This is a genomic window from Alloactinosynnema sp. L-07 (assembly GCF_900070365.1).
GTDB lineage: Bacteria > Actinomycetota > Actinomycetes > Mycobacteriales > Pseudonocardiaceae > Actinokineospora.
In genome coordinates this window covers 5,427,496-5,452,058 of sequence record NZ_LN850107.1, presented here as the reverse complement: position 1 = coordinate 5,452,058, position 24,563 = coordinate 5,427,496, and the positions used below count along the sequence as shown (strand labels likewise).

The 24,563-nt window shown below is 68.2% G+C and carries 29 protein-coding genes; 17 read left to right on the top strand and 12 right to left on the bottom strand.

Features of this window, described 5'->3' with window-relative positions; genetic code table 11:
- Positions 1-61: 61 nt before the first annotated feature.
- The 3 genes from BN1701_RS24610 (at position 62) to BN1701_RS24600 (ending at position 2,733) form a co-directional block, all read left to right on the top strand.
- Entirely contained in the window at positions 62-1,270 is a 1,209-nt protein-coding gene (locus BN1701_RS24610) for a DUF445 domain-containing protein (RefSeq protein WP_082860030.1), read from the top strand.
- A gap of 453 nt (positions 1,271-1,723) precedes the next feature.
- The gene (locus BN1701_RS24605) at positions 1,724-2,428 is read left to right on the top strand and encodes a hypothetical protein (RefSeq protein ID WP_054052631.1); all 705 of its coding nucleotides are present in this window, start codon (positions 1,724-1,726) and stop codon (positions 2,426-2,428) included.
- Complete coding sequence (locus BN1701_RS24600) at positions 2,425-2,733, top strand: hypothetical protein (protein WP_054052629.1); 309 nt, start codon at positions 2,425-2,427, stop codon at positions 2,731-2,733. Before BN1701_RS24605 ends, BN1701_RS24600 begins: the two co-directional genes overlap by 4 nt.
- A gap of 66 nt (positions 2,734-2,799) precedes the next feature.
- Here the strand turns inward: BN1701_RS24600 and BN1701_RS24595 are convergent, their stop codons facing one another.
- A complete protein-coding gene (locus tag BN1701_RS24595; protein WP_054052627.1) occupies positions 2,800-3,258 on the bottom strand; it encodes a CGNR zinc finger domain-containing protein in 459 nt (152 codons plus the stop codon).
- Positions 3,259-3,341: 83 nt separating this feature from the next.
- Here BN1701_RS24595 and BN1701_RS24590 point away from each other — a divergent pair, with 83 nt between their 5' ends.
- The 6 genes from BN1701_RS24590 (at position 3,342) to BN1701_RS24565 (ending at position 9,918) form a co-directional block, all read left to right on the top strand.
- Positions 3,342-3,701 carry a VOC family protein gene (locus BN1701_RS24590; protein ID WP_054052624.1) on the top strand — a complete coding sequence of 120 codons (360 nt, stop codon included), beginning with the start codon at positions 3,342-3,344 and terminating at the stop codon, positions 3,699-3,701.
- 45 nt (positions 3,702-3,746) lie between these two features.
- On the top strand, positions 3,747-4,271 hold the full coding sequence (locus tag BN1701_RS24585; protein ID WP_054052622.1) for a PadR family transcriptional regulator: 525 nt from the start codon (positions 3,747-3,749) through the stop codon (positions 4,269-4,271).
- Between the two features lie 11 nt (positions 4,272-4,282).
- A complete protein-coding gene (locus tag BN1701_RS24580) occupies positions 4,283-4,948 on the top strand; it encodes an ABC transporter ATP-binding protein (protein WP_054056104.1) in 666 nt (221 codons plus the stop codon).
- Positions 4,945-7,251, top strand: coding sequence for an ABC transporter permease (locus BN1701_RS24575; RefSeq protein ID WP_054052620.1), 2,307 nt, complete (start codon positions 4,945-4,947; stop codon positions 7,249-7,251). Before BN1701_RS24580 ends, BN1701_RS24575 begins: the two co-directional genes overlap by 4 nt.
- A complete protein-coding gene (locus BN1701_RS24570; RefSeq protein WP_231949691.1) occupies positions 7,248-8,792 on the top strand; it encodes an ATP-binding protein in 1,545 nt (514 codons plus the stop codon). The genes BN1701_RS24575 and BN1701_RS24570 overlap by 4 nt, the downstream gene beginning before the upstream one ends.
- A gap of 169 nt (positions 8,793-8,961) precedes the next feature.
- On the top strand, positions 8,962-9,918 hold the full coding sequence (locus BN1701_RS24565; RefSeq protein WP_054052617.1) for a zinc metalloprotease: 957 nt from the start codon (positions 8,962-8,964) through the stop codon (positions 9,916-9,918).
- Positions 9,919-9,924: 6 nt separating this feature from the next.
- Here the strand turns inward: BN1701_RS24565 and BN1701_RS24560 are convergent, their stop codons facing one another.
- From BN1701_RS24560 to BN1701_RS24550, 3 genes are read right to left on the bottom strand one after another with little or no spacing between them, the layout of a single operon-like run.
- Complete coding sequence (locus BN1701_RS24560; protein ID WP_054052615.1) at positions 9,925-11,790, bottom strand: GAF domain-containing protein; 1,866 nt, start codon at positions 11,788-11,790, stop codon at positions 9,925-9,927.
- A gap of 25 nt (positions 11,791-11,815) precedes the next feature.
- A complete protein-coding gene (locus tag BN1701_RS24555; protein ID WP_369800605.1) occupies positions 11,816-13,162 on the bottom strand; it encodes an MFS transporter in 1,347 nt (448 codons plus the stop codon).
- Between the two features lie 28 nt (positions 13,163-13,190).
- Positions 13,191-13,949 carry a 3-hydroxybutyrate dehydrogenase gene (locus BN1701_RS24550; RefSeq protein ID WP_054052613.1) on the bottom strand — a complete coding sequence of 253 codons (759 nt, stop codon included), beginning with the start codon at positions 13,947-13,949 and terminating at the stop codon, positions 13,191-13,193.
- Positions 13,950-14,072: 123 nt separating this feature from the next.
- Between BN1701_RS24550 and BN1701_RS24545 the strand changes: the two genes are divergently transcribed.
- Together BN1701_RS24545 and BN1701_RS24540 are read left to right on the top strand one after the other, a co-directional pair.
- On the top strand, positions 14,073-14,453 hold the full coding sequence (locus tag BN1701_RS24545; RefSeq protein WP_082860029.1) for a zf-TFIIB domain-containing protein: 381 nt from the start codon (positions 14,073-14,075) through the stop codon (positions 14,451-14,453).
- Between the two features lie 12 nt (positions 14,454-14,465).
- On the top strand, positions 14,466-15,080 hold the full coding sequence (locus tag BN1701_RS24540) for an AAA family ATPase (RefSeq protein WP_054052609.1): 615 nt from the start codon (positions 14,466-14,468) through the stop codon (positions 15,078-15,080).
- A gap of 36 nt (positions 15,081-15,116) precedes the next feature.
- Here BN1701_RS24540 and BN1701_RS34640 read toward each other — a convergent pair whose 3' ends face one another.
- The 4 genes from BN1701_RS34640 to BN1701_RS24530 are packed head-to-tail and all read right to left on the bottom strand — an operon-like array spanning position 15,117 to position 17,323.
- Complete coding sequence (locus BN1701_RS34640; protein WP_082860028.1) at positions 15,117-15,524, bottom strand: Imm1 family immunity protein; 408 nt, start codon at positions 15,522-15,524, stop codon at positions 15,117-15,119.
- On the bottom strand, positions 15,512-16,258 hold the full coding sequence (locus BN1701_RS34635; RefSeq protein WP_157368200.1) for a DddA-like double-stranded DNA deaminase toxin: 747 nt from the start codon (positions 16,256-16,258) through the stop codon (positions 15,512-15,514). Before BN1701_RS34635 ends, BN1701_RS34640 begins: the two co-directional genes overlap by 13 nt.
- 55 nt (positions 16,259-16,313) lie before the next feature.
- Positions 16,314-16,493 (bottom strand): DUF397 domain-containing protein, encoded by a 180-nt coding sequence (locus BN1701_RS34630; RefSeq protein ID WP_054052605.1) that lies wholly within the window; start codon positions 16,491-16,493, stop codon positions 16,314-16,316.
- Complete coding sequence (locus BN1701_RS24530) at positions 16,490-17,323, bottom strand: helix-turn-helix transcriptional regulator (RefSeq protein ID WP_054052604.1); 834 nt, start codon at positions 17,321-17,323, stop codon at positions 16,490-16,492. Before BN1701_RS24530 ends, BN1701_RS34630 begins: the two co-directional genes overlap by 4 nt.
- 68 nt (positions 17,324-17,391) lie before the next feature.
- Between BN1701_RS24530 and BN1701_RS24525 the strand changes: the two genes are divergently transcribed.
- Positions 17,392-17,661 carry a hypothetical protein gene (locus tag BN1701_RS24525; RefSeq protein WP_054052602.1) on the top strand — a complete coding sequence of 90 codons (270 nt, stop codon included), beginning with the start codon at positions 17,392-17,394 and terminating at the stop codon, positions 17,659-17,661.
- Positions 17,658-17,867 carry a hypothetical protein gene (locus BN1701_RS24520; protein WP_157368199.1) on the top strand — a complete coding sequence of 70 codons (210 nt, stop codon included), beginning with the start codon at positions 17,658-17,660 and terminating at the stop codon, positions 17,865-17,867. The genes BN1701_RS24525 and BN1701_RS24520 overlap by 4 nt, the downstream gene beginning before the upstream one ends.
- Before the next feature lie 157 nt (positions 17,868-18,024).
- Here the strand turns inward: BN1701_RS24520 and BN1701_RS24515 are convergent, their stop codons facing one another.
- A complete protein-coding gene (locus tag BN1701_RS24515; RefSeq protein WP_054052599.1) occupies positions 18,025-18,690 on the bottom strand; it encodes a hypothetical protein in 666 nt (221 codons plus the stop codon).
- The gene (locus BN1701_RS24510; RefSeq protein ID WP_054052597.1) at positions 18,687-19,142 is read right to left on the bottom strand and encodes a helix-turn-helix domain-containing protein; all 456 of its coding nucleotides are present in this window, start codon (positions 19,140-19,142) and stop codon (positions 18,687-18,689) included. Before BN1701_RS24510 ends, BN1701_RS24515 begins: the two co-directional genes overlap by 4 nt.
- Before the next feature lie 171 nt (positions 19,143-19,313).
- On the opposite strand from BN1701_RS24510, the gene BN1701_RS24505 reads away from it, so the two are divergent.
- The gene (locus BN1701_RS24505) at positions 19,314-19,607 is read left to right on the top strand and encodes a DUF2516 family protein (protein WP_054052595.1); all 294 of its coding nucleotides are present in this window, start codon (positions 19,314-19,316) and stop codon (positions 19,605-19,607) included.
- A gap of 257 nt (positions 19,608-19,864) precedes the next feature.
- Positions 19,865-21,027, top strand: a protein-coding gene (locus BN1701_RS24495; RefSeq protein ID WP_369800604.1) for an IS3 family transposase whose coding sequence is annotated in 2 segments (ribosomal slippage) — positions 19,865-20,114 and positions 20,114-21,027 — 1,164 coding nt in all. Because the reading frame shifts where the segments join, the coding sequence is not laid out codon by codon here.
- 255 nt (positions 21,028-21,282) lie between these two features.
- Here BN1701_RS24495 and BN1701_RS24490 read toward each other — a convergent pair.
- Positions 21,283-21,525 carry a PspC domain-containing protein gene (locus BN1701_RS24490; protein WP_054052589.1) on the bottom strand — a complete coding sequence of 81 codons (243 nt, stop codon included), beginning with the start codon at positions 21,523-21,525 and terminating at the stop codon, positions 21,283-21,285.
- Between the two features lie 94 nt (positions 21,526-21,619).
- Between BN1701_RS24490 and BN1701_RS24485 the strand changes: the two genes are divergently transcribed.
- Positions 21,620-22,489, top strand: coding sequence for a MoxR family ATPase (locus tag BN1701_RS24485; protein ID WP_054052588.1), 870 nt, complete (start codon positions 21,620-21,622; stop codon positions 22,487-22,489).
- A gap of 9 nt (positions 22,490-22,498) precedes the next feature.
- Positions 22,499-23,107 (top strand): MBL fold metallo-hydrolase, encoded by a 609-nt coding sequence (locus BN1701_RS24480; protein WP_054052587.1) that lies wholly within the window; start codon positions 22,499-22,501, stop codon positions 23,105-23,107.
- Between the two features lie 114 nt (positions 23,108-23,221).
- Here the strand turns inward: BN1701_RS24480 and BN1701_RS24475 are convergent, their stop codons facing one another.
- Positions 23,222-24,562: a M1 family metallopeptidase gene (locus BN1701_RS24475; RefSeq protein ID WP_054056102.1), complete on the bottom strand. Its 1,341-nt coding sequence runs from the start codon at positions 24,560-24,562 to the stop codon at positions 23,222-23,224.
- Position 24,563: the final 1 nt, after the last annotated feature.

Here is a 24,563-nt window from a genome sequence, read left to right as displayed (position 1 = left end):
CAATGAGGTCGTGGAGCAAGCGATCCCAGGAGAACTCGAGAAGCGGCGTGGCCTTCGACAGATGAAAGGAGTGGCGCTGGCGTTCCTGCTCGGCGCGACGGCGATCTTCTTCGCGATGACGTTGTGGCAGGCCGCGGGCGCCCCGGGCTGGGTCGGCTACATCAAGGCCGCGGCCGAGGCGGGCATGGTCGGCGCGCTGGCCGACTGGTTCGCGGTGACCGCGCTGTTCCGCAGGCCACTGGGGCTGCCGATCCCGCACACCGCGATCATCCCGACCAAGAAGGACGTCCTTGGCGACAGCCTCGGCGACTTCGTCGGCGCCAACTTCCTCTCCGAGCAGGTCGTGCGCGAACGCCTCCGCCGGGTGGGCGTGGCGAGCAGGCTGGGTGGCTGGCTCGCGGAAAAAGAAAACGCCGAACGGGTGACATCCGAACTGGCCACCGTGGTCCGCGGCGCGGTCACCGTGCTGCGCGACGAGGACGTGCAGGCCGTCATGGAGCAGGCCGTGGTCTCACGGATCATCGGCACCCCGTGGGGACCGCCGCTGGGCAAGCTCCTGGAGCGGGTCATCGGCGACGGGTCCCACCACAAACTGGTCGACCTCATGTGCGACCAGGCCTACGAGTGGGTCAAGGCCAACCACTCCCAGGTGCTCAACGTCGTCTCCGGCCGCGCCCCGACGTGGTCACCGAAATTCGTCGACGCGCTGGTCGCCGACAAGGTCTACGGCGAGGTCCTGTCCTTCGCGTGGGCGGTCAAGACCGACGTCAACCACCCCATGCGCCTCACTCTCGACAAGTTCCTCACCGAGTTCGCGGGTGACATGCAGACCGACCCTCGGGTCATGGAGCGCGCCGAGCAGGTCAAACACCAGGTGCTCGACCACCCTGACGTGCAGACGCTCATCGGGTCGGCGTGGTCGACGGCCAAGAAGATGCTCCTCGACGCCGCCGAGGACCCGTCGAGCGAGCTGCGCACCCGGGTCCGCGCGGGCCTGATGACCCTGGGCGAGCGCCTGGTGTCCGACGAGACCCTGCGGACCAAGGCCGACACCTGGGTCGAGGGCGCCGCCGCGTACGTCGTGCTGAACTACCGCGACGAGATCACCACGCTGATCACCGACACCGTCCAGCGCTGGGACGCCGAGGAGACCTCGCGCAAGATCGAGCTGCAGGTCGGCCGCGACCTGCAGTTCATCCGCATCAACGGCACGGTAGTGGGTGCGTTGGCCGGATTGTTGATCTACACCGTCGCGCAACTCATAAGCTGACCCGCGGGAACATCATCTCGTCAGGTCTCGATAGTGGTTTTCTTCACCCGTTCAGCGCATCGCCGACGTTTCCCATCGCGACATCGATCATTTCCTGGAAAATGAACTTCTTTTTCCAGGATTGGGTGAACACTCCGAGCGATTACTGCCGCAGCCCTTTCCTGAACCCGAACGGCCGCAGAGCCGTCCCCGCTCGTCCGCCACAGTGACCGCCAATCTACTCGAACCGGTGGACTCGACCACTCTTTCTTGCGATTATTCGGACTCCGAAGCCCCTGAACAGGCCCTTGGCGATCCCGCTCTCGTTCGGGTGCCACCACTACCGAAAGCGCGCGCCTGCGGCAGACTTCTCGGCGCACCCCGAATCCTGTTCCGGATATCACGTTCTCCCGACACGATTTCGGCGGTGCGATCCCGGCGAAAGAATTCTTCCTGACAGGGAGCTGCATTCGAATGGCTGGAAACCAATACACCCTACGGGTCGTCAACGACTCGACGAACTTCGTCGACATGTGCGTGTACCAAGAGGACCCGAACCTTGGCGTCCCGAACGTGCTGTCACTCGCCTGGTTCGCCAAACCGGCGTACCCGATTAGGTGGACGGTCGACTACTCGTTCGTCTGGTCGGAGACGGGGACGCTGGTCCCAGGCGTCTACTTCGACGCCTCCCAGACGTGGCCCGCCGACCCCACCGTCAACGGAGTCACGACGGAAACCAAGGCGGGCAACCAGATCGGCTTCTCGCACCCGTCCGCGAACGCGTACACGTTCACGTCGACACCCACCGATGGCGCGCAGGTCGGTTCCCTGTACATCAAGGAGGCCTCGAACATCCCGCTGAAGCGGGCCAGCATCGGCATCGGCATGTCCGGCGCGGGCACGTTCGCCGTCCAGTCGCAGCCGAACCTCAACCTGACCTTCACGCCCCACCCGGTGTACTACCTGGCCGCGGGCACCTACTCCCAGGGCGAGGTGCTCGACATCGGGTCGATCACCGACAAAACCGACATCCGGTTCCCGGCGGGTGTCTTCTCGATGACCGCGACGCTGGGCGAGGACAACCAGTGGAGCGTCAGCCCGACCAGCGGCCGGAACGCGTTGGAGCACAAGCAGGTCATCAGCGGCAAGCGGGAACTGCTCACGGCGGCGACCCGATGACGCCGCCCGGCGACCGCGCCTCGTCCACTCAGCGGGCCAAGGACGGCGGACAGACGAAGAACCCGCAGGGCGCCTACACGAAGGTGAAGGTCGTCCCGATCCTCGGCGGCCCCGGCCTGCTGAGCGACGGCACCGGCACGCTCGGCGCGACCTTCACGTTCTCGGCCGGGCAGTTCACCCAGGGCGATCTTCCGGAGATCGGTAAGTACTACAACATCTTTGGCTTCCACGACGGTGACTTCTACGAGTTCCCGAGGTGGAGGTGCACCCACTCCGGCGGCACCAGCGACTTCACCGAGAACTGATCGGCCGACCGCAGGAACAAGGGCCCGTCCGGCCTGCACGCCGGACGGGCCCGCTCGCCGTGAGGGCTAGCTGAGCCGCGCCCGCTCCCGCCACGCACGCGCCTTCTCGCGGTTGCCGCACACCTGCATCGAGCACCACGTCCGCGACCGGTTGCGCGACCGGTCGAAGAACGCCCACTGACACTCGTCGGCCGGGCAGATCTTCATCCGCTCCCAGTCGCCGAGCACGACAAGCCTGCTCACCGCCGCCAGCACCGCGCCGGAAACCTTGCCCGCCACCAGCCGCGCCATGCCGTCGACCACCTCGACCCGCACGTCCGACCCCGGCGGGGGCGGGGCCGCCGCGCCGCCGACCAGGCCGCGCAGGCCGTCGCGCACCGCTCGCACATGCTCGGGGTCGCCCGGCTCAAGCCCGCGCTCGGCCAGCCACGCCTGCCAGAGGACCGGGTCGTCGAGCACATCGGCGTGTTGTTCGACGTCCACGGTGTTGAGGAAGTCGAGGACCAACTCCACGTCGCTCACCAAACCACTGTAGGCCTTATACCGGTTGACGTGATCAGAGCTAACCGCCATGCTCGATCTCACTGGTTACTCGATGAGGAGGAGTCATGTCGGTTCCCACGCTCGGCGCGGTCGTCCTGGACTGCCCGGACCCGCTCGCGCTGTCGACCTTCTACGCCGCCCTGCTCGACTGGCCTGCCCCGGAAGCGGGCGACGACAACTCGTGGATGTCGATCAAGGGCGACGCGGGCCGGATCGACTTTCAGCAAGTCGGGAACTACCTGCCGCCGACCTGGCCGGTGGGCGACCGGCCGCAGATGTTCCACCTCGACCTGGCCGTCGCCGATCTCCCCGCGGCCGCCGAGCGCGCGGTCGGCCTGGGTGCCAAGCTGCTCGACGACTCGGCTGACACCTTCTGGGTCTATGCCGATCCGGCCGGGCACCCGTTCTGCCTCTGCGCCTGCTGAGCCTGCTATTCGCAGTGTGTATACCCATGGTGTACAGTTCGGGTCATGTCAATCGGACACGCCTTGCTGGGGCTCCTGGAGACAGGTCCCCGGCACGGATACGACCTGAAGCGTGCTTACGACGAGCACTTTGGAGCCGACCGACCGCTGGCCTATGGGCAGGTCTACTCCACGCTCTCGCGGCTGCTGCGCAACGGATTGGTGGAGGAGAGCGGTGTCGAACCTGGGGGAGGTCCGGAGCGCAAGCGGTACGCGATCACGGACGCGGGTGTCACCGATGTCGGGGTGTGGCTCGTGACCCCGGAGAAGCCTGAGATCTATCTGCAGAGCGCGCTCTATACCAAGGTGATCCTCGCGCTCATGTCCGGCCGCAGCGCCGGAGAGGTCCTCGACGCCCAGCGCAACGCGCATCTGCGGGCGATGCGCGAGCTGACCGTGCGCAAGCAGCAGGGCGACCTGGCCGACCAGCTCATCTGCGACCACGCGCTGTTTCACCTCGAAGCCGACCTGCGCTGGCTGGAGCTGACCACGGCCCGGCTCGCGGACTTGGGCAAGCAGGTGGCCTCGTGACGGACCACCTGATGGTCGGCGCCGATCTTCACTTGTCCTTCGGGCAGACCAAGGCGCTCGACGGCGCGGCGATGACGGTCGGGCGTGGCGAGATCGTCGCGGTGATGGGGCCGTCGGGTTCGGGCAAGTCGACTCTGCTGCACTGCATGGCAGGCATCGTCGCGCCCGTGTCCGGCTCCATCGTCTACGACGGCCAGGAGCTCACCGCGATGTCGGACAAGCGGCGCAGCGAGTTGCGCCGCACCGAGTTCGGCTTCGTGTTCCAGTTCGGCCAATTGGTCCCGGAGCTGACCTGCCTGGAGAACGTGGCGCTGCCGCTGCGCCTCGGCGGTACCTCCCGCGCCAAGGCTGAGCGGGCCGCCCTGGAGTGGCTGGGCCGCCTGGAGGTCGACGGGGTCGCCGACAAGCGGCCCGGCGAGGTCTCCGGCGGCCAGGGCCAGCGGGTCGCGGTGGCCCGCGCGCTGGTGACCGGCCCGAAGGTGATCTTCGCCGACGAGCCGACCGGCGCGCTCGACTCGCTCAACGGCGAACAGGTCATGAGCCTGCTCGTGCACACGGCCAAGGAGACCGGCGCCGCGATCGTCCTGGTCACCCATGAGCCGAGGGTCGCGGCCTACTCCGACCGCGAGGTCGTCGTGCGCGACGGCCGCACCCGGCAAGTGGAGCTGGTCCCGTGACGGGCTGGCTCAACGATCTGCGCATCGGGGTCCGGCTGGCTGTCGGGGGCGGCCGGACCTCGATCGCGCGCCTCGCGCTGAGCGCGGCCGGCATCGGCATCGCCACGGCCGTGCTGCTGCTGGCCGCCTCGGTCGAACCGATGATCCAGGCCCGCGAGGACCGTTCCGCGGCCGGGCAGCCGGACACGACGGCGGTTGACGGGGTCGCGCCCCTGCGGCTGGCGGGATGGGTGACCGCCTTCCAGGACAAGACGATCTCCGTCGAGTCGCTGTATCCGACCGGTCCGACCTCGCCCGTCCCACCGGGCCTGCCCAGGATGCCCGCGGACGGCGAGATCTACCTGTCGCCCGCGCTGGCCGACCTGATGGCCGCGGACGGCAGCACGCTGCTGCGCGAGCGGTTCCCCCAGCGGGTGGTCGGGACCATCGACCCGATGGCGGTCACCGCCCCGGACTCGCTGACCGCCTATCTGGGATCGGGCCCGATCACGGCGCCCCAGGTCATCGACGTGTACTCGTTCGGCGTCCCGCGCCAAGGCTCGCCGATGGACCCGGGCCTGCTGCTGCTGGTGCTGCTCGGGTCGGTCGCGCTGCTCGTGCCGGTGTTCATCTTCATCACGTCGAGCACCCGGATCGCGGGCGCCGAACGCGACCGGAAGCTGTCCGCGCTCCGGCTTGTCGGCGGGGACAGCAGGCAGGTCCGGCGCATCGCGGCGGCCGAGAGCCTGGTCAGCGCCGTCATCGGGTTGGTGCTCGGGGTCGGGGTGTTCCTGGTCAGCCGCGAGGCCGCGGCGGGCGTGCGGATCATGGATATCACCGTGTACCCGAGCGACATCACGCCGACGTGGTGGCTCGCGGTGCTGGTCGGGCTGTCGATCCCGGTCCTGGCCGTGCTCACCGCCCAGTTCGCCTTGCGCCGCACCATCATCGAGCCGCTGAGCGTGGTCCGGTTCAGCAAACCGGTCCGACGCCGCATGGCGTGGCGGCTCGCGGTGGTCGGGTTCGGTGTCGCGCTGCTGCTGTACGCGGCCGAGCTCAGCGCGAACGACCACCTGTGGTCGGCCGTCATCGCGACCGGCACGACCCTGCTGCTCGTGGGCGTTCCGCTGCTGCTGCCCTGGGTGGTCGAGCGGACGGTGTCCGGGCTGCGTGGCGGACCGTCGTCGTGGCAGCTCGCGATCCGCAGGCTGCAACTCGACAGCGGGACCTCGGCGCGGGTGGTCAGCGGCGTCGCGGTCGTGCTCGCGGCCGCGATCGCGCTGCAGGGCGTGCTGCTGTCGATGGGGGATCGGTTCGAGGCGACCCCCGACTCGGCCATTTCGATCACCGGGTCGGTCCTGGTGTCGGGGACGAGCGAAGGCATCGCCACGACCGAGAAGGAACTTTCCGCGCTGCTGCCGGGTGCCAAGGTCGAGAAGTTCCGCGACGTGGCCATCGAGTTCGACGGGGACGGCTCCATCAGCGGCATCCGAGTCGCGGACTGCGCGGTCATCGAACGGCGTCTAAACGTCACCGGCTGCGCCGACGGCCAGCTGTTCTCGCCGAGCGATGACGTGACCGGCGCCACCGACGGGCTAACACCCGGGCGCAAGGTGAATCTGGTCGAAACGCGCCACACCATCGAGCGGTACGGGCAGTGGACCGTGCCCGCGACTCGCCGACGGATCCCGCCGCAGGCGGAACCCGAGGATCTGAAGCGGGTGAATCCCGAATTCCTGATGGGTCCGATCGTCGCCGAGGGTGCGTCGGCCCCGGCGTCCCCGCCGGTCGGCGCCTACGCCGGGCTGTACATCCCCACGGCCGACGACGATGCCGTGGAACGGGTCCGCACCGCGGTGGCGCGGACGGGCTGGAACACCTACGTCGCCCAGGACTGGTCCAGCTTCTCCAGCCCGCAGGAAGAGATGTTCACGACCATCCGCCGCGCCCTACTCGGCGGGTCGCTGTTCACTCTGCTGCTGGCCGGGATCAGCCTCCTGGTGCTGGCCCTGGAACACATCCGCGAACGCCGCCGCCCACTGGCGATCCTGGCCGCGAGCGGGGTGCCGACCGGGGCGCTGGCCCGGTCGCTGTTCTGGCAGATCGCGGTGCCGATCGGCTTGGGCGTGGTGCTCGCGCTGGCGGTGGGCCTGTCGCTCGGCGGCTTGATCATGCGCCTGTCGTCGTCGACGCCATATCAGGTCGACTGGGCGGGCGTCGGGGTGATGACCGCGGCGGCGGTCGTCCTCGGGCTACTCGTCTCGGTGCTGACCCTGCCCTTCCTGCGTGGTGCGACCCGATTGAGTTCGATGCGCACCGAGTGACCGGGGGTCGTCACCTGGGGACCGTTTCGGGGCGGTCCCCAGGTGGCGTTTTGGTAGAGTCAATCTATGTAGATTTCTTCTACGTAGATGGAGGCAAGGTGGCGGGTTTCGTCGGGCGGGTCGCCGAACTCGCCGCGCTGCGCAAGCGACTCGATCGGGTCGAGGCCACGAAGAGCGCCGTCGCGGTCGCGATCCGCGGCCGCCGTCAGGTCGGCAAGTCCCGCTTGGTTCAAGAGTTCTGCGACCGTGCGAATCGTCGCTACATGTTCTTCTCGGCCACCAAAGGCGCGTCACAGGTCGAGGCAGTGACGATGTTCCTTGACGAGATCAAGGCGTATGCGCCTGATTCGAGCCTCGTCCCCGACAAGGCGCCGGGGGGGTGGCCGGATGCTTTCCGCATCCTGGCCTCCGTGTTGCCCGATGAGCCGTCGGTAGTGGTGATGGACGAACTGCCCTGGATCTCGGAGCAGGACGACCTCTTCGACGGTGCACTCCAGACGGCGTGGGATCGACTGCTGTCGAGTCGGCCGGTCCTCTTGCTGCTCCTCGGCAGCGACATTCACATGATGGAACGGCTCACGTCGTACGATCGCCCGTTCTACGGCCGTGCGGACAACTTCGTGCTTGGCCCGCTGAGCCCCGCTGAAACCGGGCAGGCGTTGGGATTGCGCGCGGCGGACGCCATCGATGCCCATCTGATCACCGGCGGACTCCCCGGAATCATCAGGAGTTGGCCGCATGGCATGGCACCGATGTCGTTCCTCGAGGACGAGTGCGCCGATCCGGCGGCGCCGGTGTTCGGTATCCCGGAGTCGGCGTTGATGGCGGAATTCGCGTCGCCGGACCAGGCTCGCCGCGTCCTTGAAGCGGTTGGGGGCGGCGAGCGGACCCACGCCAACATCGCCGCCGCGGCAGGCGGGCGGCAGGGTGCGGTTCCCTCAGGGTCGCTCTCGCCCATGCTCAACCGACTCGTTCACGAGAAGCGAGTGCTGGCCGTCGACCAGCCACTGTCCGAGCGCCCCGGCAAGCCCGCGCTGTATCGCGTCGATGACAGCAATTTGCGGCTGTATCTGGCCATCGGCAGAGCGGCCCAGGAACAAGCGCGGCGGGGGCGCCCGGACGCGGGAGTCCGGTTGCTTCGGCAGCGTTGGAACAGTTGGCGTGGCAAAGCCGTCGAGCCCCTGATTCGCCGGGCGTTCGAGCTTCTCGCGACGGCGGAGGACTTCCCCTGGTCGGACGTCAACGTCGTCGGCGGCTGGTGGAACCGCCAGTTCGATCCCGAAGTCGATCTCGTCGGCGCGGACCGCGCGCCGGTGGCGGATCGGATCGCGTTCGCGGGCTCGATCAAGTGGCTCGGGACCGCGTTCGATCACCACGACCTCGCCCAACTCCACCGGTCGGCGGCTCAGGTGCCCGGGTTCAGTCCTGGCGAGGCCGGTCTGGTGGTGGCCTCGCTGTCCGGGGTGTCCGACGGCCTGGCCGAGTCGGTCGATCTCGTGGTTGGTCCCGAGGAGATCTTGTCCGCGTGGCCGGTCGCGTGATCCAGCCGCGTGATCGACAGGTCGGTGACCTGCGGGTTAACGCCTCGCCAGCCAATATTTGGTAATACGTTAATTAGGTGAGCGAAATCACAATGATGCCCTCGTTTTGGCGGTCACCCGGTGAGTATTCGCACCGCCGGTCCCCAACCCCCTGCCCGGAGGACATCACATGTCGAACCCGCGTCTGCGGTCGGCCATGGTCGCCACCGCCCTCGCACTCGGTGGTCTCACACTCTTCAGCGGCACGGGCGGCGCGTCCGCCGCGCCCGCTCAGCTGACCGCCAGCCCCGAGATCTGCGACAGCCCGCTGTCGGCCGATCGCGTGAAGCCGGGGTCCGCCGCCGGTTCCGAGCGCAACGAGGTCACCCAGTTCGAGGCCGCTCGGATGAACAAGGACCTCCAGGCCAAGGTCGCCGCGCTGGGCGCCAACGGCGCGCTGGCCGCTGGCGGGAACATCCCGGTCGTCTTCCACGTGGTCACCGGCACCGGCGGCGTCGGCAACATCTCCGACGCCACGGTCGCCGCGCAGATCAAGGTCCTCAACGACGGCTTCGCGGGCGTCGAGGCGCCGGGGGTGGCCGCCAACACCGGCTTCACCTTCACCCTGCAGCAGACCAAGCGCTGGTCGAACAACACCTGGTTCACCAAGACCGACCGGTCGAACGTCGAGAAGCAGATGAAGACCGCGACCCGCGTGGGCGGCGCGAGCACCCTGAACGTGTGGTCGGTCGACATCGGCGGCCTCGGCTTCGCGACCTTCCCGACGTGGTACGCCAGCAGCCCCAGCCTCGACGGCGTCGTCATCGACTACGCCAGCGTGCCCGGCGGCAGCGCGACCAACTTCGACCTCGGCAAGACCCTGACCCACGAGGTCGGCCACTGGATGGGCCTCTGGCACACCTTCCAGGGCGGCTGCACCTCGACCAACGACGAGGTCGCCGACACTCCGGCCCAGTCCAGCTCCACCTCGGGCTGCCCGGAGGGCCGCGACTCCTGCACCCTGCCCGGCACCGACCCGATCCACAACTACATGGACTACTCCTACGACGATTGCTACAACCAGTTCACCGCGGGCCAGGACACCCGTATGCAGAACGCCTGGACCGCCTACCGCGCCGGTAAGTAGGTCCTACTAGGCCATCAGGTCATGCAGCCGGAGCGCGAGCTGGATCTCCAGCGCGCGCTCCGGCGCCTGCCAGTCGTGGCCCAGCAGTGACCCGATCCGCTCCATCCGCTGCACCACCGTGTTGACGTGCACGTGCAGCGCGTCCTTGGCCCTGGTCAGGTTCGCCCCGCTGGCGTAGTACGCCCGCAGCGTGCGCAGCAGTTCAGTGCCCCGCCGGTCGTCGTACTCCAGGACCGGGCCGAGCGTGGTCCGTACGTAGTCGTCCAGGTTCGCCGACGCGCCGAGCAGCAGGCCGACGAACCCCAGGTCGCCCATCGACCCGCCCTGTCCGACGCGCCCGAGCGCGACGAGCGACCGTGCGCACCTGGCGGCCTCGGCGTAGGCGTCGACCAACTCGCCGATCCCCGCCACCGGGCCCGCCGCGCCGACCGTGACCGGTGTGTCCACAGTGGAGCCGAGTTCGACGGCCATCCGGGCGGCCAGCTTGCCCGCGTCGCCCTCCCGTGCCAGGACCACGACTTGGTCGGCGTGCACCCCGACCAGCGCGCCGTAGCGGGTGGCCGCCATCGCCAGCCGCCGCCGGGGGACGTCGTCGGCGGTGGCGACCAGCACCGAGTGCGGCTCGGTCAGGTCGACGCCGAGGCGGTGGCCGCGGGCCAGCAGCGCGCCGGGGTTGCGGTCGGGGGCGGTGAGTAGATCGGTCAGCAGTTCCCCGCGCACCTCGTCCTCGGCCTGCGCGACCGACCGGCGCAGCATCAGCAGCAGCGCGGTGACTACGCCCGCGCGTTCGAACAGCCGCCGGTCGGCGTCCTCCAGGCTCGGCCTGCCGGTCAGCAGCAGGCTGCCCAGCAGTTCCTGGCCCGCGTGCACCGCGCACACCCAAGAGTCCGAAGTGGACACCGCGCGGCCGGACGACCGGGACGCCGCGACCGCCTTGGGCGTGGGCCGGACCGATCCGGCGCCCGCGTTCGCCAGCTCGGCGCCCGCCGAGTCGTAGACCGCGATGCCGCCGCGCAGCACCTGCGCCACCGCCGCGGCCACCTCCGGCACGTCGCCGCCGCGCAGCACCAAGTCCATCAGCTTGTCGTGGGCGTCCTCGGCTCGGTGCATCGCGTCGTTGTGCGCGCTGATCGTCTCGTTGGCGCTGTTCAGCTCCGCCAGCGCGAGCCGCGTCTCGTCGAGCAGGTGCGCGTTGTCGATGGCGATGGCGGCGTGGTCGGCGAACGACGCCAGCAGCGCGACCTCCTCGGCGGCGAACTCGCGCGGGGCCCGGTCGGCGGCGTAGAGCACGCCGATGACCTTGCTGCCCAGCAGCAGCGGCACACCCAGGATGGCGGACAGACCCTCATCGCGGACGGAGGCGTCAATCGGGGTGGTGTGCCGGAAGCGTTCGTCGGCGAAGTAGTCGCGGGTGGCGTAGGGCCGGGCGGTCTGCGCGACCAGACCGCCCAGCCCCTCACCCATGGCCAGCGTGACCTGCTGGAACAGCGCCGACACCGACCCGTCGGTCACCCGCATGTAGGTCCGGCCCGCCACCTCGTCGTTCATCGACAGGTAGGAGACGTCGACCCCGAGCAGCATCCGGGCCCGGTGCACGATCGACCGCAGCACCGCGTCGGTGTCGCGCAGCCGGGCCAGGTCGCTGGCGGTGTCGAACAGCGCGGTCAGCTCGGCCTCGCGGCGGCGGTGCGCCACCACCGTCCGGCGCACCCGCTGGGCTTTCTCGGTGGCCCGCTCGATCCGGGCCAGCTCGGGCCCGGCGACCCCGGCCGCCCGCGCCTCAGCGGCGACCTTGTTCAACTGGTCGCCGCTGGCGCCCACCGCGAGAAGATCGAGCAGGGTGCGAACTGCGTCTACAGCCACGATCGTCATCGTCGCACCCTGCGCAATCCCATCCTCAGCGCGCGGACTCGGTCGCTGTCTCCACGGGTGTCCGGGCCGCCGGGATCTCGGCCTCGGTCTGCCGGTCACCCAACGAGATGCCCTTGGTCTCGCGGGCGGCGAGGACCGCGATCGTCGTGATCAGGCACATCGCGACCACGTAGAGCGATACCGGGATGGTGCTGCCGTAGGCCTTGAACAGCGCCACCGCGATCAGGGGAGCCACCGCGCCCGCGGCGATCGACGACAGCTGGCTGCCGACCGACATCCCGGTGTAGCGGACCCGCGTCGGGAACTGCTCGGAGAAGAACGCCGCCTGCGGCCCGTACATCGCCCCGTGCAACACCAGCCCGATCGTCGCCGCCAGGATGATCACGCCGGGCGACCTGGTGTTCAGCATCGCGAAGAACACGAATCCCCACACCGCCATGCCGACCGCGCCGAGCAGGTACACCGGCCTGCGCCCGATCCGGTCCGACAGCGCGCCCCACAGCGGGATCGACACGAAGTGCACCGCCGAGCCGATCAGCACCGCGTTGAGCCCGACGCCCTTGGTCAGGCCGAGTCCGGTGGTCACGTAGACCAGGATGAACGCGGTGATCACGTAGTACGACACGTTCTCCGCCATCCGCGCGCCGATGGTGATCAGCACTCGCCGCCAGCTGTCGCGGAACACCTCGACGACCGGCGCGTGCGTCCGGGTCTCGGCCTTGGCCTGCGCGGCGAGGAACACCGGCGACTCGGACACGGTGAGCCGGATCCACAGGCCGATCACGACCAGGACGCCGGAGAGCAGGAACGGGATACGCCAGCCATAGGACAGGAACGCCTCATCGGTCTGGACCGCCGCGAGGATCGCCAGCACCGCCGTGGCCAGCAGGTTTCCGCCCGGGGCGCCGCACTGCGGCCATGACGCCCAGAACCCGCGCCGCTTGTCGTCGCCGTGCTCGGAGACGATCAGCACCGCCCCGCCCCACTCGCCGCCGAGCGCGAAGCCCTGGACCAGGCGCAGCGTCGTCAACAGGATCGGCGCGGCCACGCCGATAGCGGCGTAGGTGGGCAGCAGGCCCATGGCGAAGGTCGAGCCGCCCATCAGCAGCAGGCTCACCACCAGCAACTGCTTGCGGCCGATCTTGTCGCCGAAGTGCCCGAACAGCAGGCCGCCGATCGGGCGAGCCAGGAAGCCGATCGCGTAGGTGAGGAAGGCCAGCAGGGTGCCGGTCAGCGGGTCGGCGGTGGGGAAGAACAGCTTGTTGAACACCAGGGCGGCGGCCGAGGTGTAGAGGAAGAAGTCGTACCACTCGATGGTCGTGCCGATCAGGCTTGCCCCGACGACGCGAAGGAACGGTTTGTTGGCGGCCAAGGGAATCACCACTTTCCGGGGGTCGGGGTCAGGTAGCGGTCCAGCCACCGTCGACCGGGAGGGAGGCCCCGGTCAGGTGGCCCGCGTGCGGGCCGCAGAGCCACAGCACGAGGTCGGCGATGTGCTCGGCTTCGATGAGCCGTTTGAGCGGGACCCGGTCCAGTAGCACGCGCTCGACGACCTGGTCGGCGTCGATGCCGTGCTCGCGGGCCTGAGCCTCGATCTGGTTCTCCACCAGCGGGGTGCGCACATACCCCGGACTGACGCAGTTGCTGGTCACCCCGTGCGGGGCGCCCTCGATGGCGGCGACCTTCGACAGGCCCTCCAGCCCGTGCTTGGCCGCGACGTAGGCCGACTTGAACGCGCTGGCACGCAGGCCGTGCACGCTGGAGATGTTGACGATCCGGCCCCAGCCGCGCGCGTACATGTGCGGCAGGCAGCGGCGGATCAGCAGGAACGGCGCGGTCACCATGACCCGCTGGATCAGCTCGAACCGCTCCGGCGGGAACTCGTGCAGCGCGGCCACGTGCTGCAGTCCGGCGTTGTTGACCAGGATGTCGACCTCGGTGGGCAGCGCGGCCACGGCCTCGGCGTCGGCCAGGTCGACCGCGTGCGCCCACCCGCCGACCTCGCCCGCGACCCGCCGCGCCCCCGCGCCGTCGCGGTCGACGACGTGCACTTTCGCGCCTGCGGCGGCCAGCGCCAGGACACAGGCGCGGCCGATGCCACTGGCGCCGCCGGTCACCAGGGCGGTCCGCTCATGGATGTGAACTGGCCCACTCGTCATGGGTGTTGACGCTAGGTTCACGATCGGGACACAGCCATGTGCGCGCGGCCCATAAACAGCCCGTCCGCCGTGTCGACCGCGGACATGCGGACATGCGCACCAAACTTTGCGTAGGCTGACGGGGTGATTTGTCCTAAGTGTCAGAGCGTTATGCGCACGGTGGACCGCCAAGGCATCCACATCGACCAGTGCGACGGCTGCCGCGGGATCTTTCTCGACCGCGGCGAGCTTGAGCAGATCCTGACCGCTGAGGAGCGGTATCAGCGAGCTGCCGCGCCACCGCCGCCGTACGCGGGCGCCCCGGTGCAGCACGCGCCCGCACCCGCGCCGTACCCGCCCGCGCAGCAGCACTACCCGCCCGCCGGGTATGGCCACCGCGACTCGCCCCCCGGGTATGGCGGGCACCGCGACTCGCCCCCCGGCTACGGCCACGGCGGCCAGTACGGCGGCCAATACGGGCACAAGAAGCGTCGCAAGAGCTTCCTCGAAGAGCTCTTCGACTGACGCTTGAACCCGATGATCTGCCCGACCTGCGGCGAGTGGACTGAGACTCCCCAGGTCGACGGCGACAATCTGGTCTGTGCGTTGTGCGGGCACCGGGAGCCGTTCCGACGGCTCCCGGTCTTCGCCCTGACCGGACCCAGCGGCACCGGCAAGTCCACGGTGTGCCGCCGCTTGGGCGCGCTCCTCGGCGACCGGGCGGTGGTCCTCGAACAGGACATCCTCTGGATCGCGGGCATCCAGGACCCGGTCGACGACTTCGGTCCGTTCCGGCGGGCCTGGCTGCGGATGATCGCCGCCATCCAACAGGCGGGTCGGCCCGTGGTGCTCTGCGGCACGGTCGCGCCGCCACAGTTCGAGAACCGCCCCGAACGGGTCCTGTTCTCCGAGATCCACTACCTCGCGCTGGTCGCCGACGACGACGTGCTCGCCGCGCGGCTGCGTGCCCGGCCGGAGTGGCGGGGGTGGCAGAACGAGGATCGGATCTCGGACATGCTCGGCTTCAACACCTGGGTAAAGACGAACGCGGCGCTGACATCGCCGCCGATGGAAATGCTGGACACGACGAACACCCCCATCGAGGACACAACGGCAGCCGTGGTGAAGTGGATAGAGTCCCACCTCTCATAGGCTCATGCAGCGAAGCAAAGTTATGGGCTTACTGCCTCAATCATGAATAACGGACGGACGCTGTCCCGTTTCCATAAACTCCATCAATCCGTGACGAACGTCGTGAAGTCCCACTTCGACGTCAGCTGAGGTCTCGCTCAGGCTTCCCATGTAGACATACTCAACGCGGGCAAGTGGGTCACCATCACCCTTGGTGCTCCCGCCGTCCTCGGCGTGGTAAACGATAAACCCCCGCTCGCGGCCGAGTCCGACCTCAAGAACAGGTAGGCGTTGCCCGTGCACGTTGACCTGGATCATCGCTGGGCAACGATGGTCGCGAGTTTCGACCAGGACTCGGTCTACGAGGGCATTCAACTCGCCTACTGTACTCACCACGTAAGCCGGGTCGCCAGATCCGTAATCATTCTCGGCATCCTGGTCGTACCACACCTCTAGCTCAACCACTTAATTCCTCCGGTAAAGGTTCTACGGTAGTTCGGACCATGCACCGTAATCGAATAGCCTTCAGGCAAGAGTACCGGTAGCAGCTGGTCGCAGCCATAAATACCTCGGCATGGGACGTTGTTAATTACAACCTCCGTATGCCTTTCTCCCAGCTTGCGGGCACGTACGGCTGCCTTCATCTCGACGTGAGCGGTTGAGGCGGGTTCCCTGATGGCGGGCATCCCTGCCGATTGAAGCAGCCGCCAGGCTTCGGCTGCGTCGTCGTCGTACCCACTGGCAAGTGGAATCGCCCTGCCAGTTCCATCGAACCATTTGCCATGCGTCTTCTTGCCGTCGGGATTTGGCTTGGGGACCTGGGGCGGCAGAGTATTGCGGACCGATTCCGCCTCATCGCGCGTCAGCGGCTCGCGCTTTGTGGTTAAACTCGCCGAGCGAACCGGCTGACTGGTTGCAACCGATTGAACAGGGCCCGACTCATCGATGCCGAGTTGCGCTATGTACGCGTGGATCAGCTTCTTCGCCATGGCGACGGCTTGGTGAACCTGCCTCACCTGGCCCTTCGCATGCCCCATGAGCGCCACGGCCTGGCGTGCTTCGGGTTGTGGGCTGCCGCGAGTGGCGTTGGCGATGACCATCTGAGCTTGATCTATTGCGTCGAGCGCTTGCGTCAGCGGCAGGGTTTCCAGGTCGCCAAGCACGCGAGCGAGTTCGGAGGCAACATTCCTGACGGACACCGTCGCCTCCGCATCGCGTTGGGTAAGAACTGCTCGGCTGAACCCACGACCTGGGTCAGTGCCCCTTGGTGGTGTGCAGCAATGCGGACCAGGCGGTGGGGATGAGGGTGAGGACCGGGCCGGTCGGGTTCTTGGTGTCGCGGATGGCGCTGAAGGTCGGGGCGAGGTCGAGCTCAACGCAGTCGTTGTTCCCGCCGCCGGAGAAGCTGCTCTTGCGCCACCTGCTGTCTGTCATGGGTTCTCCAGTGCCTTGATGCGTTTGTGGATCAGGTCATTCGACTTCACAGGCGTGAGCGCCTGCTTGGCGACCTCATCGAACATGGTGGTGAAGCGTGCTACGTCCTCGGCATTGTCCACCCACGCACCGCCTGCCGGATATTCGAGGTAAACGCCTGGCGTCTCGTCCTCCTGTGGATAGTCCACGATCACGCACGACCCGCTCATCGAGCCGTAGGCGCCCGCACCGAACGGGATGATCTGCAAGGTGATGGTCTTGCGACCACTCGCCACCAGCAGATACGCGAGCTGTTCACGCATCACGTCCGCGCCGCCAACCTCGCGCACGATCGCCGCCTCGTCCATTAACACGTGCAAGTTCAACGGATCGGCACCAACCAGGCGCTGTTGGCGCGCGATGGGCGTCGACACCACGTTGTCGATCTTCAGCTCCGGCGGCTCCAACGACCGTCCGGCGTCCATCAGCGCGCGGGCGTAGCTCTCGGTTTGGAGCAGGCCGGGAACGATCGACAATTCGATATGCCGCTGGAGCGGCGCTTCGCGTTCGGCGTTGACCAGGCGGCGGAACGCCTTGGGTGTGCTGATGGGCAGCCGAATCGACGGTGGTTCGTCGTTTGCGTTGTCCCACAGGTCCGAGGCGATCTTGCGTTCCTTCGCCGCCGCCTCGTACAGATCCAGCAGCGTACGAACCGTGCTCCAGACCGGAAGGACGTTGCCGGACTCGTAGCGACTCATCGAACTCTCGGCGGTCTTGAGCTCCTGCGCCGCCCGCGCTCTTGACATGCCGTTGCGTTCTCGTAGGTCTGCCATGAACTTGCCCAGTCGCATCTTCGCGCGTGTGTGGCGGCCTCTTCCGCCGCACCCGTCCCACGTCCATGTGAAGGCGGTGTCCGTCGATGCCCAGCTGTCCCGGTCCAGCACGCGAGCCGTTCCTCCTGCGCGCCTTGCGCAAGGTCGAGCGCGGCGAGATCGTCGCCGCCACCCGCACTCAACCGCTGCGGCACCGCACCGAGGAACTGTCCAGCCGCCTGATCAGCGCCCTGTACGTTCTTCGCCGCGACGGCCTGATCGCCCTCGCTTCCGATCGTGACCCACTCGACGGCTGGATTCCGGTCGAGCTGACGGAGTTCGGCAGGACCGCGCTGCGGACGTGGGTCAGCGCGTGAGCGGCGATTTCGCCTGGGGCATCAGCGAATTCCACATCGGCCGGGCGCATCTGGTGCCTGCGGGCATGGCGGGCGGGTTGTGCGGCCTTCCCGTCCACGCCCGCTACCCGGCCCGGCCGGAACCGCCCACCGTGTGCCCGGAATGCGCGCTGGAGTTCGTCCGTCTGGTCTTCCCTGCGGCCACCGCGCCTGCCGCCTGGCTATGACCGACGACATCGTGGTCGCCGCCGCGGCCACCCACGCCCCGCCGCGAGTCCGGCACCGACGGTCAGCCCGTCAAGCCACGCGATCCCTGACATCAGTTGTCAGCAATACGAAGAGGCCCCGGTCCAGAAAAGGACCGGGGCCTCGCCGTCGGGGGATCTACTTGGTGGTCTTCGGCGCGGGCGCCGTGGTCTTGCGGACGGCGGGCTTGCGGGCCGGGGCCGTCTTGTTGGCCACGCGGCGGCTGGCGCTGCGGACCTCGTGGGCGACGTCGTCGCCTGCCTCTTCGATGATCTCGGCGACCTCGGCGGCGACCTTCTGCGTGGTCAGGGCGGTCTTCTCGCCGACCGAGCGGGTCTTGCGGGTGACCTTGGCCAGCACGTCCTCGGCCAGCGCGCGGGCGTCACCGGCGGCACCGCCGACGCGGGTCTGGGCGGCCTCGATGGCCTCTTCGAGCTGCTCGACGACCTTCTTGACCTGCGGCTGGGTCTTGATCTTGTCCAGCGCGTCCTCGCCCTGGTCGGCCAGCTTCTGGTAGAGCTTGAGGGCCGCTTCGGTGTAGTTGTCGATGAGCTTGCGCAGCTCGGCCGGGTCGAGCTTCTCGCGCAGGCCGCTGAGGTCGGCGGGCAGGTCGGCGGCGGCGGTCCGGGTGGACTCGGCGCGCTCCTTGGCCTTGTTCACCGCGTCGGCGACGGCCTTGGCGGCCAGGTCACCGGCGCCCAGGGCGGCCAGCAGCGGGGTGCGGACCTGCTCGATGGCGGTGTTGACCGCCCCGGCGGCCTGCTCGCCAGCCTTGCGGACATCGGCGCTGTTGGGCAGCGTCATGCTGATTCACTCCTCGAAGGTGGGGTCCGGGGTTCGGTTTGGTCGTCCACATCAGACCCCTCCACTGTGGACTGGTTGGCGTTCTCGCGCCGGAAAGACTCATAGATGTCGAGCAGTACTTGCTTCTGCCGTTCGGTCAGTTCGTCGGCCGCCCGAACCGCGTCGACCACAGGGCCACCCGCGGGGACATCGAGGATGCCTGCTTGGACGTAGAGCGCCTCGGCCGAGATCCGCAGGCCCTTGGCGATCTGCTGCAGGATCTCGGCGCTGGGCTTGCGCAGACCACGTTCGATCTGGCTGAGGTACGGATTGGACACGCCTGCGAGCTTGGACAGCTGGCGCAGCGAGATCTTCGCCGAGTTGCGCTGGTGCTTGATGTACTCACCGATGTCGCGCCCGAGGTCGGCGACCTTGTCGATCGCACTGACCTCGCCGGGTCCGGTCTCTTCCATCCCGCCTCCTTGTGACACTCCAAACGCTACGCGCCGCTGCTAGCAGTTGCAAGCACCCCGCTTGCAAACGGCGGGTGCCGTCGGTCACAACGCAGGGTTACCCCACTTCGTCATTTCTCTATCGCCGAGGGCATGTGGTGGACCGGGCCGGTTCGCACGTAGGCTTGGGTCGTGCCGCAGACAGCATTCTGGATCTTGCGAATCATCGACTGGGCCGCTGTGCCGGTCGGTGTGTTCGCGCTCATCCACGCGCTCATGCAGCGGCCGGATGCCTACTCGGCCGCCGACCGGATGACCAAGATGGCCTGGGTCGGCATCACGGCGGGCGCGACGGCGGCGCTGCTGCTGTTCAGCTTCGCGGGCCGGGGCTGGATCTTCTGGATGGCGGGGCTGGTCGCGGCGCTGGTCTACATCGTTGACGTCCGCCCGAAACTGATCGAGGTCCAGCGCGGTCCCCGCTGGTGATGCCCGAGCCGACGCTGGTTCGGCTGCGGCTTGGTCTGTGGGCGCCTGTTTTGGGTGGTTCGCCTTGATTTGGGGCCCCTCGAATGGGCCTGCGCGGGTCTAAAAGGTGGGCCAGGTGAAGCCCACCCGCGCCGAAAGTTTAGGCCCATTCACCCCAAATCAAGGCGAACCACCCAAACAGGCCGTTCTGATGTGCCATGGATTTTCCGGACACCGGCCCCAAGTAGAATTGGGGCTTGATGGAGCGGAGAATTCTCATGAGTCCACGTCGTCGTTTCTCGCCTGAGTTCAAGGCTGAGGCTGTCAGGATGGTCGTGGAGGGCGGTGTTTCGGTCGCGGCGGCGGCCCGCCAGTTGGATTTGGTGGAGCAGACCCTGCGGAATTGGGTCGAGAAGCACAACGAGGCGCGGCCGCGGCCGGTCGACTCGTTGACCGACGGTGAGCGGGTGCGGCTGCGGGAGTTGGAACGCGAAGTCGCCGAGCTGCGGATGAAGAACGAGTTCCTGGGAAAAGCCGCCGCCTTCTTCGCCCGCGACTATCGGTGACCGAGACCTACGAGTTCATCGACGGCGAAAAAGGCAACTACCCGGTCATCGCGATGTGCGACTGGATGGGAGTATCGAGGTCGGGGTTCTACGAATGGCGGAACAAACCCGTGTCCGCCACCGTCGAGCGGCGCGAGGGCCTCAAACGAGAGATCACTCGGATCTTCGCCGAGTCACGGCGAACCTACGGGTATCGCCGGGTACACGCCGCCCTGGCCCGCCAGGGCACCCAGGCCGGACCCGAACTGGTCCGCGCCCTGATGCGCGAGCTGGGTCTGGTGCCGCGCCAGCCCAGGCCACGCCCCAGGATCGCCGCCGACCGCAACGCCGCCGAGGTCCCCGACCTGATCAACCGTGACTTCACCGCCGACGCACCCGGCCACAAACTCGTCGGCGACATCACCTATGTCCCGACCCGCGAAGGATGGCTCTATCTGGCCACCGTCATCGATATCGCGACACGGAAAGTCGTCGGTTGGGCCACCGCCGACCACCTGAGGGCATCGTTGGCCTGCGACGCCATCACCGCCGCGGCCCGCAATATCCGCCTCGCCGACACCGCCGTCTTCCATTCCGACCGCGGAACCCAGTACACTTCCACCGAATTCCACACCCACCTCCGCCGCCACCGAATCACCCCGTCGATGGGCCGCACCGGAGTCTGCTGGGACAACGCACTCGCCGAATCATTCTTCGCCGCACTCAAAAACGAACTCGTCCACCACGCCGACTTCCCCACCCAACACCACGCCCACCAAGCAATCAGCGCCTACATCGAACTCTTCTACAACCACACACGCCTGCACTCCACCCTCGGATACATCACCCCCAACGAAGCACACAACCGCTACCTCGCAACACAACCAGCGGCCTGAAACCCCCTAAACCACTGTCCGGAAAACCCATGGCAGATCAGTTCTGCCGGGCCCGTTGCGTTGGGGTTGGGTTGGGTGGCGGTCACGTGACCAGCAGCAACAGTGTGCCCGCCGCCACGGCGGTGCCCGCGATCAGCGTCCCGCCAGCCATCGCGGGTCCGCGTTCAGCGCCCATCAAACCGCACCCAGGGGACCGTGACGGCAGGCGACCACGGTTACCGGCCAGCCGTACCCTTCGCTCCCAGGTGACCAACCTTAGAATTTCGGGGAGGCGGACGAGTCCTCCGGCATGACGATCCAGCACGCGAGGTAGATCAGCGCGCCGGTGCCGAAGCCGAGGATGGTGGCGGCCACCAGCGCGATCCGGATCAGCGCCGCGTCCACGCCCAGCACCTTGGCGATCCCGCCGCACACGCCGGAGATCATCCGGTCGGTCCGGCTGCGGCGCAGCTTGCGGACGGTCTTGGGCTCTTCGTCGGTGTACAGGTAGTTCGTCATGTCTCCAGAGTCCGTGGTCACGGCGCCGGAGACATCGGGGACCGACCCTGGTTTTGACTCGGGGTCGGCCCCGAGAGTCGGATACCGTGGCGGGATGCGGCACCTCGCCACCCCGCAGGAGGTCGCCGACGCCCTCGACGGTGTCGGCTACCTGGCCGACGACGGCCTGGCCACCGCCGCGTTCCTCGCGCTGCGGATGGGCAAGCCCCTGTTCTGCGAGGGCGAGCCGGGCACGGGCAAGACGTCGCTGGCCATCGGCCTGGCCGACGCGCTCGGCGTCGAGGTGATCCGCCTGCAGTGCCACGAAGGCATCGACGCCACCCAGGCCCTCTACGACTGGGACTTCCCCCGCCAGCTGCTGCACCTGCGCGCGCTCGACGGCAAAGTCGACCCGGACGAGGCCGAGAAGTCGCTCTACACCCGCCGGTTCCTGCTGGCCAGACCGCTGCTGCGGGCGCTGGAGGCGGCCCCGTGCGTGCTGCTGATCGACGAGGTCGACCGCGCCGACGACGAGTTCGAGGCGTTCCTGCTGGAGGTGCTCAGCGAGAACGCGGTGACCATCCCCGAACTCGGCGAGATCCGCGCCGCCGAGCCGCCGCTGGTGGTGCTCACCTCCAACCGCACCCGCGAGGTCCACGACGCCCTCAAGCGCCGCTGCCTCTACCACTGGCTCGAACACCCGGACCTGACCCGCGAGCTGGCGATCATCCGCCGCCGCGTCCCCGGCATCAGCGACCGCCTCTCCGCCCAGATCACCACCGCCGTGCGCAGGCTCCGCTCCGCCGAACTCCTCAAACCTCCCGGCGTGGCCGAGTCGATCGACTGGGCCCATGCCCTGCTCGCCCTCGACCGCACCGACCTCGACGCCGCCAGCGCCGCGGTGACCTTGGGCGCGGTCCTCAAGTACCGAGAGGACGCCGACCGCGTGATCGCGGCGGGCCTGGACGCGCTGCTCGCCGGGTAGCGTGAATTCATGCGCTTGACGAAGTTCGGCCACGCTTGTGTGCGTCTGGAGAGCGACGGCCAGACCCTCGTGATCGACCCCGGCACGTACTCCGAGGCGGAGTCGCTGGCCGGTGCCGACGCCGTGCTCATCACCCACGAGCACCCTGACCACATCGACATCGACAAACTCAAGGCGGCTCAGGAGAGGAACCCCGGCCTGACCGTCCACACCCACCCGGCCCTCGCCGCGGCTCTCGGCGTGACCGCGGCCGCCGTGGGCGACACGTTCACCGCCGCGGGGTTCTCCGTGCGCGTCGTCGGCGGCGAGCACGCCGAGGTCATCGACGGCCTGCCCGGATGTCCGAACGTCGGCTTCATCATCGACGGCGTCTACCACCCGGGCGACTCGCTGTTCGTCCCCGCCGAGGAGGTCGACACCCTGCTGCTCCCGGCGTCCGGCCCGTGGCTGAAGCACCGAGACGCCATCGAGTTCGTCCGCGCGGTCAAACCCGCCCGCGCGTTCCCCATCCACGACGCCTTACTCAGCGACCTCGGGATGAACAACTTCGACGCCTGGCTGGAAGACGAGACCGACTATGCCCGGATCCCGCTCGGCGAGTCGGTCACCATCCACTAATTCAGTCGATTCCGCCTCGTCGATGCCGCACCATTGGGTGAACCTGCCCGGTCGGCCAGTGGCGGTGTCGAGCGGGATGTGGAGTGGGGCCGTCGCGGACGGCGGCCCCACTGTTTATCGTTGCAGCGGCGGCAAAGTCGCGTCGAACAACCACCGCGCGAACAGCTCGGTCAGCGGCCATGGCGTGTGCCGCTGGGCCATCGTCGTGAACGCGTCCGTCGTCACGGTGGAATGCGCGTAGGTCGACGTCCATTCCGTCAGCAGGGCGAAGAACGCGCCCTCACCCAGCCGCGATCGCAGCGCGTGCAGGGTCATCGCGCCGCGCAGGTAAACGCGGTCGTCGAAGATCCGCTGCATGCCGGGGTCGGCCAGACGCAGATCTTGGGGCTGGACAACGACTTCCCGCCAGGCCCGGCGGGCGTGGACGTCGGCCGAGTCGCCGCCGGACTGTTCGGACCACAGCCACTCGGCGTAGGTGGCGAAGCCCTCGTTGAGCCAGATGTGGCGCCACTCGGCGACGGTCAGCGAGTTCCCGAACCACTGGTGGGCCAACTCGTGCGCCACCAGGTTCTCCGAGCCGCGCTTGCCGTCGACGTGGTTCGACCCGAAGATCGACAGGGCCTGCGCCTCGACCGGGGCGTCCAGGACGGCGTCCACCACGACCACGCCGTAGCGGTCGAAGGGGTAGCGGCCGAACATCTTCGAGAAAGTCGTGATCATCTTCGGCTGGCGGCCGAAGTCGTAGCGGAAGGGCACCATCAGGCGGGCGGGCACCGCGGCGTGCACGGGCACCGTGTCCGACGCGGACCCGGTCAGCACATACCGTCCGATTTGGACACTGATGAGATACGCCGACGTCGGTTGGGACAGCCGGTACACCCAGGTCGTCGTGGACGCCGAGGGGCGGCGGGACTCCAGTACGCCGTTGGCGATCACCTGGTACGGCGTGGCGACGGTGACCGAGATCCGGTACGTCGCCTTGTCGCTGGGGTGGTCGTTGCACGGGAACCACGACGGCGCCCCGACCGGCTGGCTGGCCACCAGGACCCCGTCGTCGAGGTAGTCCCAGCCCAACTCGCCCCACACCGTCGGCACCGGGACCGGCGAGCCGACGTAGCGCACCTCGACCGTGACCGGCGCCAGCGAAGGCAGGGGCTTGGCTGGTGTGATGTGCAGCTTCGACCCGCGCTGGACGTAGCGCACGGCCTTGCCGTTGACCAGCAGCCGGGTGACCCGCAACGTGGCGAAGTCGAGGCTGAACCGGCTCAGCGCGTGCGTCGGCACCACCGTGAGGCGGGCTCGGCCGTCCAACCGGCCAGGCCCGACCTTGTAGTCCAGGTCCAGGTCGTAGTGGGTGACCCGGTAGCCCCCGTTGCCGTGTTGGGGCAGGTAGGCGTCGTGCGACGTGACGGCACCGGGCTGGCCGGCGCGTGCCGGATCAGCCTTGGCGCTCATC